Below are 11,431 nucleotides of genomic sequence, written 5' to 3'. Positions count from 1 at the left end.
TTCGGAAGCGAAAGTAGCCTGGGGGCGATTGGTCAAGGCGGCGAGCATCTGGCCGACATGGTTGCTGTCGTCATCGACGGCCTGCTTACCGAGAAGGATCAGGTCGGGCTGCTCTTCCTCGACGACTTTGGCGAGGAGCCTGGCAATCGTCAGGGTTTCGAGCGCCGCGTCGGTGGCAACGAGAATGCCGCGGTGCGCCCCCATGGCGAGGGCGGTCAGGATGACGTCATTGCTCTGCTTGGGACCGACAGACACGATGATCACTTCGCTCGCCTGGCCCTTTTCAGCCAGTTGCACGGCGGCTTCCACCGCGTGCTTGCAGAAGGGATTCATCGACATGCGTACGCCAGTGGTCTCTACGCCGGTTCCATCGGGACGGACGCGGATGCGGACATTGTGGTCGACGACGCGCTTGACGGCGACGAGGATTTTCATGGGCGGCTCCGAATTTGGGGGTTCAATGGCAGGTTGGGCGGGGACGGGCAAGGCACGGATGGGGAATTTCGGTTCGGTGGCGGGGGGAATGTTAGAATGGGGTGCCTGCGCACACGCGAAGGCACCCTCACCCGCCGCTATGCGGCGACCTCCCCCCAGAGGGAGAGGTGAAGAAGGTTGACGCCACACCTTGGGGCAGAGACACTGTCGCATCCCCATCTGTTTTGGACTTGTTATGCCTATCCTGAACCGCATTGCCGAATTTCATGATGAAATCACCGACTGGCGACGGGATTTGCATCAGCATCCGGAAGTGCTGTTCGAGGTGCATCGGACGGCCGGAATCGTGGCGGAAAAACTCAAGGCGTTTGGCGTTGATGAGGTGGTGACCGGGCTCGGACGCACCGGGGTTGTCGGCATCATCAATGGCAAGAGCAATACCAGCGGCAAGACCATTGGCCTGCGCGCCGATATGGATGCGCTGACCGTCACCGAGAAGACCGGGGCGGCCTATGCCTCGACCAATCAGGGCAAGATGCATGCCTGTGGGCATGACGGGCACACTGCGATGCTGCTGGGTGCGGCAAAATATCTGGCCGAGACGCGGAATTTTGATGGGCGTATTGCGCTGATCTTCCAGCCGGCCGAAGAGGGTGGCGGCGGCGGCAAGGTGATGCTGGACGACGGCCTTATCGAGAAGTTCGACATTTCCGAATTTTACGGGATGCACAATTGGCCGGGCATGCCGGTCGGGCATTTCGGTATTCGCCATGGTGGGATCATGGCGGCGACGGATCGGTTCTACATCACCATTACCGGCCAGGGTGGCCATGCGGCGCGGCCGCAGCAGACAATCGACCCGATCATCGTCGCTGCGCAGATGGTGACGGCGCTGCAGACGATTGTTTCCCGCAATCTTGATCCGCTGGAATCGGCGGTGCTGAGCGTGACGATGATCGAGGCGGGTGAAGCCGACAACGTCATTTCGCAGACGGCGAAGATTACCGGCACGGTGCGCACGCTCGATGGCGGGGTGCAGGATTTTATCGAGGCGCGGCTCAACGAGATCGTGCCGCAATTTGCCCAGAGCTTTGGCGCCAGCGCGGTGATCCGCTATGCGCGGGGTTATCCGGTGACGGTCAATTCGGCTGATGAAGCTGACTTTGCGGCTGACGTGGCGACCGAAGTGGTCGGCGCGGAGCGGGTGGACCGGAATACGCCGCCGTCCATGGGCGGGGAGGATTTCTCCTTCATGCTCAATGAGCGGCCGGGCGCTTATATTTTCCTTGGGAACGGGAATTCGTCGGAGCTGCATACGGATACGTATGATTTCAATGACGAGGCTATTCCGGTGGGGACGAGCTATTGGGTGAGATTGGCCGAGACGGCGCTGAAGGCCTGATACTCTGCGTCACCCTCGGGCTCGACCCGAGGGCTCTATACTTGCGGCAAGTGTAACGTCCTCGGGTCAAGCCCGAGGATGACGAGCGGCGGGTATCTACAAACTCAGCACATACAGCCACCCCGTAATCGTCACGGCGGACAGCACCGTGGCGATGAGGATGGTGTTTGTCGCGACGCTCACCCCCCGGTCGTAATACGTCGCGAAGACGTAGATGTTGACGCCTGAGGGCATGGCGGACAGCAAAATGCCGTAGCGGGCGATTTCGAGCGGGACGTGCAGGACCCAGATCATCAGCACATAGGCGATGGCTGGGTGCAGGATCAGCTTGATCAGCGAGGCGACGAGGGCCTGCTTCCAGTTTTCCGAGAGCTTGAATTCGACCAGGGCGCCGCCGATGCCGAAAAGCGCGGCGGGGACGACGGCCTGGCTCATCATGACGAAGAAGGCTTCGGCCGGTTCGATGAGCTTTATTTCGAGCAATGAGCCGATGATGCCGGCGGCAATGCCCCAGATCAGTGGATTGGAAACGACGCGGCGAACGGCGACGACGAGCGTCTTGCCGAGCGGCTGACCGTCGCGCTTGACCAGCTCCATGGTGATCATGCCGACGGTGAGGAGGATGGCGCCGTGAAGGCCTATGATCGAAAGCGTGACCGGCAGCGCATCGCCACCATAGGCGCGGGTGAGGATGGGCAGGCCGACCAGCACGGTATTGGTGAAAGTGCCGGAGAAGCCGACGGCGACGCTTTCGCCGGGGCGATTGCCGAAGGCGCGCTGGGCGATGACGATGCCGACGATGAAGCAGACAATGGCGCCGAAGTAGAAGGGGCCAATGATCGACAGGTTGAAGGCCGAGCGAAAGTCACTCGTCGAGATCGAGTGGAAGAGCAGGCAGGGCGTCGCGAAATTGTTCACGAAAGCGATGAGGCTTTTGACGCCTTCGGCCGGATAGAGCCGCTTGAGCACGGCGAAATAGCCCAGGCCCATGAGGGCGAAGATGGGCAGGATAACGTAGATGATATCGAGCATTGGCCGAGGATCCGGGCCGGGAAGGCAAAGGAGGCCTAGACCCTTGGCGTGGCTTGGTCAACCATGATCTTGTATGGAAGTTTTCAACTCCGTTCTGTCGTATGACCGTGTTGTGAAACGGCTAAGGGATTTGCCGATGTGGGTCGCCGAAACGAAACAAAGGCAGTTTCAAAACGAAAGCAAATGACTTACATACGAACTATTCTCGGAGCGAAGCGATATGAGTGAGTCAGTGCTGGATCTGTTCGTCATCGGCGGCGGCATCAATGGGGCCAGCGTGGCGCGCGATGCGGTAGGGCGCGGGTTTTCCGTGGGCCTTGCCGAGATGAACGATTTTGCTTCGGGCACGAGTTCGGCGGCCACCAAGCTGATCCATGGCGGGCTGCGCTATCTCGAGCATTATGAATTCCGGCTGGTGCATGAGGCGCTGGCGGAGCGGGAGATTTTGTGGGCTGCGGCGCCGCATATCATTCGGCCGCTACGCTTCGTTCTGCCGCATCACAAGGGGCTGCGGCCGGCCTTCGTGCTGCGCTCGGGCCTTGCGATGTATGACTATATGGGCGGGCGAAAGCTGTTGCCGCCGACCAAGACGCTGGACCTGACCAAGGACGTCACCGGCAAGCCGCTGAAGCCGGGCTATCGGCTGGGGTTCGAATATTCGGATTGCTGGGTCGATGACGCGCGGTTCGTGGTGCTCAATGTGCGCGATGCGGCGGATAAGGGCGCGCAGATTTTTCCGCGCACCAAGGTGACCTCGGCGCGCAAGGAAAATGGCGCCTGGACGATTTCGCTCGAGGGCGAAGGCGGCACGCAGACGGTGCGCGCCAAGATGATCGTCAATGCGGCGGGGCCGTGGGTCGACAATGTTATCAATGGCGTGATGGGCAAGAACGGGGCGCATAATGTGCGACTGGTTCAGGGCAGCCATATCGTCGTCAAAAAACTCTATGACCACGACCGCTGCTATATTTTCCAGAATGGCGATGGGCGGATCATTTTCGCCATTCCCTATCAGGACGATTTCACGCTGATCGGCACCACGGACCGCGACTACAAGGGCGATCCGAAGGATGTCAAAATCTCTCAGGAGGAGACGGATTATCTGCTGAGTGCGGCGAGCGAGTATTTTGCCAAGCCCGTGACGAAAGACGAGATCGTCTGGACCTATTCGGGCGTAAGGCCGCTGTTTGACGATGGCGCGAGCGCGGCGCAGGAGGCGACGCGGGATTATGTGCTCAAGGTCGAGGGCGACAAGGCGACCGGAGCCGTGGTCAATGTGTTTGGCGGCAAGCTGACGACGTCGCGGCGGCTGGCGGAATCGGTGCTGGAGAAGATCGAAGAGGTCCTGGGGAAAAAGAAGGGTGCGTGGACCAAGGTCAGCACCCTGCCCGGCGGTGATTTTGGGCCGCTGAGTTTTGACGCGGAAGTACGGCGGCTGGGGCTCGACTATCCGGAATTGCCGGGAACACTGCTCAAGCGCTTGATGCGGCTTTATGGGTCGAAGGCCCGGGTGTTGCTGGGGGATGCCAAGAGCGTTGGCGATCTCGGCCAGAACTTTGGCACTGATCTTTACGCGCGCGAGGTGATTTATCTGGTTGAGCATGAGTGGGCGCACACGGCACAAGACGTGTTGTGGCGGCGGACGAAGTTGGGGTTGCGGGTTGGCGCCGAGGATGTGGCGCGGCTTGAGGCGTATTTGGGTAGCCGCAAATAAACACCTTTGGCCCGCCACTGAATTTTTGGTGGTCGTCACCACCGGGCCTGTCCCGGTGGTCCATGCCGAGGCAAGATGGATTGCCGGGACAAGCCCGGCAATGACGATGGAACGGAAATATCGAGGGACCACAGAGTTCCGGAGGAGAGTTTCATGAGCGGATTCATTCTGGCGATCGATCAGGGCACGACGTCGAGCCGGGCGATTGTGTTCGATGGCGACCGGAAGGTGGTCGGGGTCGGGCAGAAGGAATTTTCGCAAATCTTTCCGCAGGATGGCTGGGTGGAACACGATCCCGAGGAAATCTGGGAGAGTGTGGTTTCAACCATCAAGACTGCGCTTGGCGAGGCCAAGGTTGGCGCGGCTGAGATTGCGGCGATTGGGATTACCAATCAGCGCGAGACGGTTGTTGTGTGGGATCGGGCGACGGGGAAGCCGATCTACAATGCGATTGTCTGGCAGGATCGGCGGACTTCGGCGACCTGTGCGGAGCTGAAGCGCGCGGGGCATGAGGCGCTGTTTACCGAGCGGACTGGACTGCTGCTCGATCCGTATTTTTCGGGCACGAAGGTCAAATGGCTGCTCGACAATGTCGAGGGCGCGCGGGCGCGCGCTGAAGCGGGCGAGCTGGCTTTCGGGACGATCGATACGTTTCTCATCTGGCGGCTGACGGGCGGCAAGGTGCATGCGACCGACGCGACCAATGCGGCGCGGACGCTGATGTTCGATATCGGGCGCAATCAGTGGGACGAAGAGCTGCTCGGCATTCTTGGGGTGCCGGACAAGCTGCTGCCCGAGGTCAAAGACTGCGCGGATGACTTTGGGGTGACGGCGCTGTTTGGCGCTGAAATCCCGATCCTTGGCGTCGCTGGCGACCAGCATGCGGCAACGATTGGGCAGGCGTGTTTTGAACCGGGCATGGTCAAGTCGACCTATGGCACGGGCTGCTTTGCAGTGCTCAATACCGGGCGGGATATGGTGCGCTCGCAGAACCGGCTGCTCACCACCATCGCCTATCGGCTGAATGGCGAGACCATTTATGCGCTCGAGGGCTCGATCTTCATTGCCGGCGCGGCGGTGCAGTGGATCCGCGATGGGCTGAAACTCGTAAAGCATGCCAGCGAAACCGGGCCGCTGGCGCGGACGGCGGACCCGAGCCAGAATGTCTATATGGTGCCGGCCTTTGTGGGGCTTGGGGCGCCGTGGTGGGATGCCGAGGCGCGTGGGGCGATTTTTGGCATTACTCGGAATACCGGGCCGGCTGAGATCGCGCGAGCGGCGCTGGAGGCGGTTTGCTACCAGACGCGGGACTTGCTGGAGGCGATGCGCAAGGACTGGAGGGCTGAGGGTGATACCGTGCTGCGCGTCGATGGCGGCATGGTCGCATCGGACTGGACCATGCAGTTTTTGGCCGACGTGCTTGATGCGCCGGTGGATCGACCGACAATTCTGGAGACGACGGCGCTGGGTGCTGCGTGGCTCGCGGGCATGAAGGCGGGCGTGTGGCCGGGCATGGATGAATTCGCCGCGGGCTGGGCGCGGGATCGCCGGTTTGAGCCGGCGATGGATGCGGCGGTTCGCGATGCGAAAGTGGCGGGCTGGGACGATGCCGTGCGGCGCGTTCTTACTACCTAGTTCCCTTCGCCTTCGACACTCGGCGCTGGTTCTTCGTCTTCGGCCGCTGTCGGCTGGTTGACGTTGGGATTGTCGCGCAGGAGCGTTGTGACTTCATTGTCGAGATTGACCATGAAGCGGGCAATGCGGCTGCCGTTGGAGCCGAAATCGTGCGGGGCATTGATCGAAGCGGAGCGCATGTCGACCTTGGCGCCATTGGCGATGGGGGCGACGCGGAACACCGCTTCTTCGCGCCAGCCAGGAATGGTGGTGATGCGGGCATTGATGCGGCCCGGCGTGCCATCGGGCCCCGGGGGCACGTTGAGGTGGATATCCCAGCCTTCGTTTTCGACGAGGCGCTCGACCACGCCGAACAGGGAAACGACATCCAGCGGATAGGTGCGCGTCGTCGCATTGGGGAAGATGCGCGCCTGCTCGTCCGGGGTGATGAGTTTTGGCGGCGGCATCTTGGCCGTATCGGGCAGGAAAAGCAGCGGCAGCTCGCCGCGCGGAACGGTGGCAATGTCAGTGACCGGCGGATAGCGCCAGGCGTAATAGCCGTAGTAGGCAAAGGGGGCGAGGCAGATGAGGCCGAGGAAAAGGCCGGACAGCGCCTTGCCCCAGCCCTGATCGCCCGAGAACCACAGGCGGATGAGCGCCAGCAGGCCAACGAGGAATGCCAGCGCCGACACTATCAGCGCCAGAATGGCGACCGTGAAGAAGCTGGGCGAGTCGATCAGCCCCAGATGGTGCATGCCGACAGGCAGAATGACGAGCGGAATGGCAATCCTGCCAATCCGGCGGGCCCAGATGGCCGTTTTCGACGTTCTGATCAGTATGCGCACGAACAGGCGTTTCCCTTGCTGGCGCTTGTTTTACGTCAAAGGTCTTGGGATTGTTTAAACGCCGGTTAGCCAATGGCGCATCGGTTTAATCGGGACCGACGCTCAGGGATAGAGGCGCGCGTTATGCCAGCCGGCATCGAGCGTGTCGCGGGTGAAGCGGACGCGGTCGTGGAGGCGGTATTCGCCATCCTTCCAGAATTCCATCATGGTGGGCTTTATGCGGAAGCCGGCCCAGTGGGCGGGGCGGACCACATCGGCGGTACCGATCTCGGCGGTGAGCGCTTCGACGCGGGCGATGAGGGTTTGGCGATTTTCGAGCGGGCGGGACTGCAGCGAGGCCGACGAAGCGATCTGGCTGCCGCGATGGCGCGAGGCGAAATAGGTGTCGGATTCGCTGGGGCTGACGACCTCGACCGGGCCGCGGAGGCGAATCTGGCGGCGCAGCGACTTCCAGTGGAACACAGCGGCGGCCTGGGGATTGGCGAGGAGCTGGCGGCCCTTGTCGCTCTCGAAATTGGTGAAGAAGCAAAAGCCACGGGAATCGCGGGCATTGAGGAGGACCATGCGGACATCGGGCATGCCGGAGGCATCGGCGCTGGCCAGCGCCATGGCGTGCGGATCGTTGGGCTCAGCTTCCTGGGCGAGGGCAAACCACTCCTCGAACACGGCAAAAGGATCGAGGTCGGAACGATCGCCATCGTCGAAAAGGCGTTCGGTGAGCGTCTGCAGCATCGTCATATTTCCCGCGCTTTTGCACCCCGCAAACTGGACAATAGGAGGGTGCGTGGCCATATAGGACTCGAATTGTGGGCGAAGCAACGCCCGACCCAAACAGATTGGACCAAATGCGCGATCCTTACACCGTGCTCGGGGTGCCGCGGTCCGCAAGCGAAAAGGACATCAAGTCCGCCTATCGCAAGCTGGCCAAGAAGTATCACCCCGACCAGAATCCCGACGACCCATCGGCCCACGGCAAATTTGCCGAGGCGACGCATGCCTATGACCTCCTGAACGATGTTGAAAAGCGCGGTCAGTTCGACCGCGGCGAAATCGACGCCGAGGGCAATCCGCGCTTTGCCGGCTTTGGCAATGGCGGCTTTGGTGGCGGCGCGAGCCGTGGCGCGCGTCCGGGTGCCGCTGGCGCCGGCGCGGGCGGGTTTTCGGCCGAAGATATCCTGAAGGAATTCATGAGCGGCTTTGGTGGCCAGCCGCGCGGCGGGGCTCGCCCGGGTGGCGGGGCCGGTGGCGCGCAGTGGGACCCATTTGCCGGCGGCGCAACTGGCGGGGCCGGCGCAGGCGCCGGAGCGCGGATGAAGGGCGATGATGTGGTTGTGAATGCGACCGTGTCGCTCGAAGATGCGCACAAGGCGGCTTCCGTGCCGGTGCGCATGCCTTCGGGCAAGATGCTGAACGTGAAGCTGCCCGAGAAGGTGGAAGAAGGCCAGCAGATCCGGCTCAAGGGCCAGGGTTCTGCCAATGCCTTTGGCGAGCCGGGCGATGCGCTGGTGACGGTGCGCTTTGAGAAATCAAAGGTGTTTCGCCGCGATGGCAGCGATGTGCGCACCGATGTTTCGGTGACGCTCTATGAGGCCGTGCTGGGCGCCAAGGTGCGCGTGCCGACGCTCGATGGTTCGGTGGAACTGAACCTGCCGCCGGGCGTGGACACCGGCAAGGCGCTGCGCCTCAAGGGCAAGGGGCTTTATGGCGACGGCGATCTCTATGTGAACATTCGCGTGGTTTTGCCGCCGGGTGGTGATCCCGATCTTGAGGCGTTGGCAAGATTCATGCGGGACCAGAAGCCGTATAAGGTGCGGGATTAAGTCCTGTCGGGGGCTGACGATGCGTTGTGCGTGTGGCCGGCGCTTTCGTTGGATTGCCATCATAACGGATCGTCACCCTCGGGCTTGACCCGAGGGCTCTGCACTTGCTGCAGCGTATCCAAGTTTAGTGTCCTCGGGTCAGGCCCGAGGATGACGCGCGGTGGCGGGTGAACTTCCAACCGCAGAGCGACGCCGTCGGCGTGGCCGCGTAGAGACTACTCCCGCGGCGCGGCGGCTCTTTGCAATCTGTCGTTGATCGCTTCGCCCAGGCCCTCATGGGGAATGGGGGCGACGGCGATCATTTGTGCGCCGGTTGCGTCGAGGTCGTGCAGCATCGAGAAGAGGTTGCGGGCGGCTTCGTGGAGGTCGGCGCCGGGGGAGAGGTTTCGCGTTTCGCCGGCGAAGTCGGGGGACGGGCCGAAGGCCAGGAAGGCTTCGCCGGGTTGGGGCGCCGTATGGAGCCGCATGGACGCGTTCGGCGCGTAGTGGCTGAGCAGCATGCCGGGGGCGGAGATTTTGGCGCCCTTGGCGGCGCGGGTGATTTTGCGGTCGAAGGCGCGTTCGATGTCTTCGCGGGCGAGAGCGCCGGCGCGGAGCTGGATTATGGTTTCGCCATCGACGGCCACAATGGTTGATTCAACACCGGCCTTGCAGGCGCCGCCATCGAGGACTGGCACCTTGCCGGCAAAGCCGCGGTGGACTTGCTCGGCGGTGGTGGGCGAGAGCTTGCCCGATGGATTGGCTGACGGCGCGGAGAGCGGGCGGCCGGTGGCGCGGAGAAGCTCGAGGGCAACCGGGTGATCGGGCATGCGCAGGGCAACGGTGTCGAGACCGGCAGTGGCGACATCGGCGAGGCCGTGGCCGGGGCGCAGGGGGACGACGATGCTGAGGGGGCCGGGCCAGAACTTTTCGGCCAGCGCCCGAGCGAGCGGGGAGAAGATCGCGAGCCTTTCGGCCATCTCGAGATCGGCCACATGGGCGATCAGCGGATTGAAGCGCGGGCGACCCTTGGTTTCGTAGATCGAGAGCACGGCATCGGGATTGGTCGCATCGGCGCCGAGGCCGTAGACCGTCTCGGTGGGGAAGGCGACGAGATTGCCCGCGCGGAGGGACGCAGCGGCTTCGGCAATGGCCTGATCGTCGGGGAATGTGCTCATGGGCGGTGTTTGACAACAGGCGGGACGCGCGTCAAGACGGCCACGTGCACATGGCACCCAGCGTTTGTCGCGCTTTTGAACCGGAAAAGTGGTATTGCCTTTCGGACAAACGCTTCGAAGGCCACCGTGACCACGCTTCTTGTCAGCCAGCCCAATTTTGCCGACCATCGGACGCCGCCCGGCCATCCGGAGCGGGCCGACCGCATCGTCGCGGTGGAAGAGGCGCTGGCGACGGAAGAATTCGACCAGCTTTTGCGGCGCGAGGCGCCCTATGGTGACATTACGCTGGCCGAACTCGTGCATGACGAGCGCTATATGGCGCGGCTGCGCATGGCTAGGCCGGCGGAGGGCATCGGGCAACTCGATGCCGATACCTATATTTCCGATCATTCGCTGTCGGCGGCGGCAACCGGACTGGGCGGGGCCATGGCGGGGCTCGATGCCGTCATCATGGGCGAGGCGCACAACGCCTTTTGCGCCATTCGCCCGCCGGGGCACCATGCCGAAATCGACCGACCCATGGGGTTTTGCCTCATCAACACCGTCGCCATTCTGGCGCGCGAGGCGCAGCGCAAATATGGGGCGGAGCGGGTCGCGATCGTCGATTTCGACGTGCATCACGGCAATGGCACGCAGGACATCTTTTATGAGGACCCCAGCGTTTTCTACGCGTCGAGCCACCAGATGCCGCTGTTTCCGGGCACGGGGCATCCGAGCGAGCATGGCGTTGGCAATATCGTCAACACGGCGCTGAAGGCGCATACTGACGGCTCGGAAATGCGGGCGGCCTATAATGAGATCATCCTGCCCGCGCTCGACAATTTTGCGCCGGACCTGATCCTGATTTCCGCAGGGTTCGACGCGCATCAACGCGATCCGCTGGCGCAGCTTGAATGGGAAGACCAGGACTTTGCCTGGGTCACCGGAAAGTTGATGGATGTGGCCGAACGCCGCTGTGGCAATCGCATTGTGTCGCTGCTCGAAGGTGGCTATGACCTCAAGGGCCTTGCCGGAGGCGTGCGCCAGCACGTGGCCATGCTGATGGACGGGGCGACGAGTTCTCTCAACTTTTAGGATTGTGCCATGGCCGAGATTGCCGAGGATGTGAAAACCCTGAGCTTCGAAGCGGCTTTGGAGCAGCTCGAACAGATCGTGCAGAAGCTCGAAAGCGGCCGCGCGCCGCTGGCCGAATCCATTGCCATCTATGAGCGCGGCGAAGCGCTGAAGGCGCATTGCGAAATGCTGCTGAAGACGGCCGAAGCACGGATCGAGAAGATTACGCTCAGCCGCGAAGGCAAGGCGATCGGGACCGAGCCGCTCGACGCGAACTGATTTTTAGAGCGTGGGGCTCCACCCCCTCCCGCCCTCCCCCATCAAGGGGGAGGTGTCACCGAATTCGCTATGGCGAATTC

11 protein-coding genes are annotated in these 11,431 nt (G+C 62.4%); 6 read left to right on the top strand and 5 right to left on the bottom strand.

The annotated features are described in order from the left end of the window. On the bottom strand, window positions 1-435 hold a 435-nt coding region (locus tag ABW043_RS17375), incomplete at its 3' end, for an electron transfer flavoprotein subunit beta/FixA family protein (RefSeq protein WP_353922455.1). A gap of 235 nt (window positions 436-670) precedes the next feature. On the opposite strand from ABW043_RS17375, the gene ABW043_RS17370 reads away from it, so the two are divergent. Continuing rightward, complete coding sequence (locus ABW043_RS17370; protein ID WP_353922454.1) at window positions 671-1,837, top strand: M20 aminoacylase family protein; 1,167 nt, start codon at window positions 671-673, stop codon at window positions 1,835-1,837. 96 nt (window positions 1,838-1,933) lie between these two features. On the opposite strand, the gene ABW043_RS17365 is transcribed toward ABW043_RS17370, so the two are convergent. Beyond that, window positions 1,934-2,869 (bottom strand): AEC family transporter, encoded by a 936-nt coding sequence (locus ABW043_RS17365; RefSeq protein ID WP_353922453.1) that lies wholly within the window; start codon window positions 2,867-2,869, stop codon window positions 1,934-1,936. A gap of 220 nt (window positions 2,870-3,089) precedes the next feature. Between ABW043_RS17365 and glpD the strand changes: the two genes are divergently transcribed. Further along, window positions 3,090-4,583, top strand: coding sequence for a glycerol-3-phosphate dehydrogenase (gene glpD / locus ABW043_RS17360; RefSeq protein WP_353922452.1), 1,494 nt, complete (start codon window positions 3,090-3,092; stop codon window positions 4,581-4,583). Window positions 4,584-4,736: 153 nt separating this feature from the next. Further along, window positions 4,737-6,218, top strand: a complete 1,482-nt coding sequence (gene glpK, locus ABW043_RS17355; protein ID WP_353922451.1) for a glycerol kinase GlpK — start codon at window positions 4,737-4,739, stop codon at window positions 6,216-6,218. On the opposite strand, the gene ABW043_RS17350 is transcribed toward glpK, so the two are convergent. After that, window positions 6,215-7,042, bottom strand: a complete 828-nt coding sequence (locus ABW043_RS17350) for a DUF1499 domain-containing protein (RefSeq protein WP_353922450.1) — start codon at window positions 7,040-7,042, stop codon at window positions 6,215-6,217. The genes glpK and ABW043_RS17350 overlap by 4 nt on opposite strands. A 102-nt stretch (window positions 7,043-7,144) precedes the next feature. Further along, window positions 7,145-7,780, bottom strand: coding sequence for a pyridoxamine 5'-phosphate oxidase (gene pdxH / locus ABW043_RS17345; protein ID WP_502908665.1), 636 nt, complete (start codon window positions 7,778-7,780; stop codon window positions 7,145-7,147). A gap of 107 nt (window positions 7,781-7,887) precedes the next feature. On the opposite strand from pdxH, the gene ABW043_RS17340 reads away from it, so the two are divergent. Further along, on the top strand, window positions 7,888-8,862 hold the full coding sequence (locus tag ABW043_RS17340) for a DnaJ C-terminal domain-containing protein (protein ID WP_353922448.1): 975 nt from the start codon (window positions 7,888-7,890) through the stop codon (window positions 8,860-8,862). A 215-nt stretch (window positions 8,863-9,077) separates the two neighbouring features. Here ABW043_RS17340 and ABW043_RS17335 read toward each other — a convergent pair whose 3' ends face one another. Further along, window positions 9,078-10,019 (bottom strand): L-threonylcarbamoyladenylate synthase, encoded by a 942-nt coding sequence (locus ABW043_RS17335; protein ID WP_353922447.1) that lies wholly within the window; start codon window positions 10,017-10,019, stop codon window positions 9,078-9,080. Between the two features lie 126 nt (window positions 10,020-10,145). Between ABW043_RS17335 and ABW043_RS17330 the strand changes: the two genes are divergently transcribed. Both ABW043_RS17330 and ABW043_RS17325 read left to right on the top strand, forming a co-directional pair. Further along, window positions 10,146-11,093 carry a histone deacetylase family protein gene (locus ABW043_RS17330; protein ID WP_353922446.1) on the top strand — a complete coding sequence of 316 codons (948 nt, stop codon included), beginning with the start codon at window positions 10,146-10,148 and terminating at the stop codon, window positions 11,091-11,093. A 9-nt stretch (window positions 11,094-11,102) separates the two neighbouring features. After that, the gene (locus ABW043_RS17325; protein WP_046144434.1) at window positions 11,103-11,351 is read left to right on the top strand and encodes an exodeoxyribonuclease VII small subunit; all 249 of its coding nucleotides are present in this window, start codon (window positions 11,103-11,105) and stop codon (window positions 11,349-11,351) included. The last annotated feature ends 80 nt before the right edge of the window (window positions 11,352-11,431 follow it).

Origin of the sequence: Devosia sp., from assembly GCF_040509215.1 — a bacterium.
Lineage (GTDB): Bacteria > Pseudomonadota > Alphaproteobacteria > Rhizobiales > Devosiaceae > Devosia.
Note: the sequence above shows the minus strand (reverse complement) of the source record. Positions and strands in the feature narration are given on the sequence as shown.

Coding starts and splice junctions, on each gene's coding strand:
- ABW043_RS17365 (WP_353922453.1), bottom strand. CDS start 2,869: ATGCTCGATATCATCTACGTTATCCTGCCCATCTTCGCCCTCATGGGC.
- ABW043_RS17335 (WP_353922447.1), bottom strand. CDS start 10,019: ATGAGCACATTCCCCGACGATCAGGCCATTGCCGAAGCCGCTGCGTCC.
- ABW043_RS17340 (WP_353922448.1), top strand. CDS start 7,888: ATGCGCGATCCTTACACCGTGCTCGGGGTGCCGCGGTCCGCAAGCGAA.
- ABW043_RS17370 (WP_353922454.1), top strand. CDS start 671: ATGCCTATCCTGAACCGCATTGCCGAATTTCATGATGAAATCACCGAC.
- pdxH (WP_502908665.1), bottom strand. CDS start 7,780: ATGACGATGCTGCAGACGCTCACCGAACGCCTTTTCGACGATGGCGAT.
- glpD (WP_353922452.1), top strand. CDS start 3,090: ATGAGTGAGTCAGTGCTGGATCTGTTCGTCATCGGCGGCGGCATCAAT.
- glpK (WP_353922451.1), top strand. CDS start 4,737: ATGAGCGGATTCATTCTGGCGATCGATCAGGGCACGACGTCGAGCCGG.
- ABW043_RS17325 (WP_046144434.1), top strand. CDS start 11,103: ATGGCCGAGATTGCCGAGGATGTGAAAACCCTGAGCTTCGAAGCGGCT.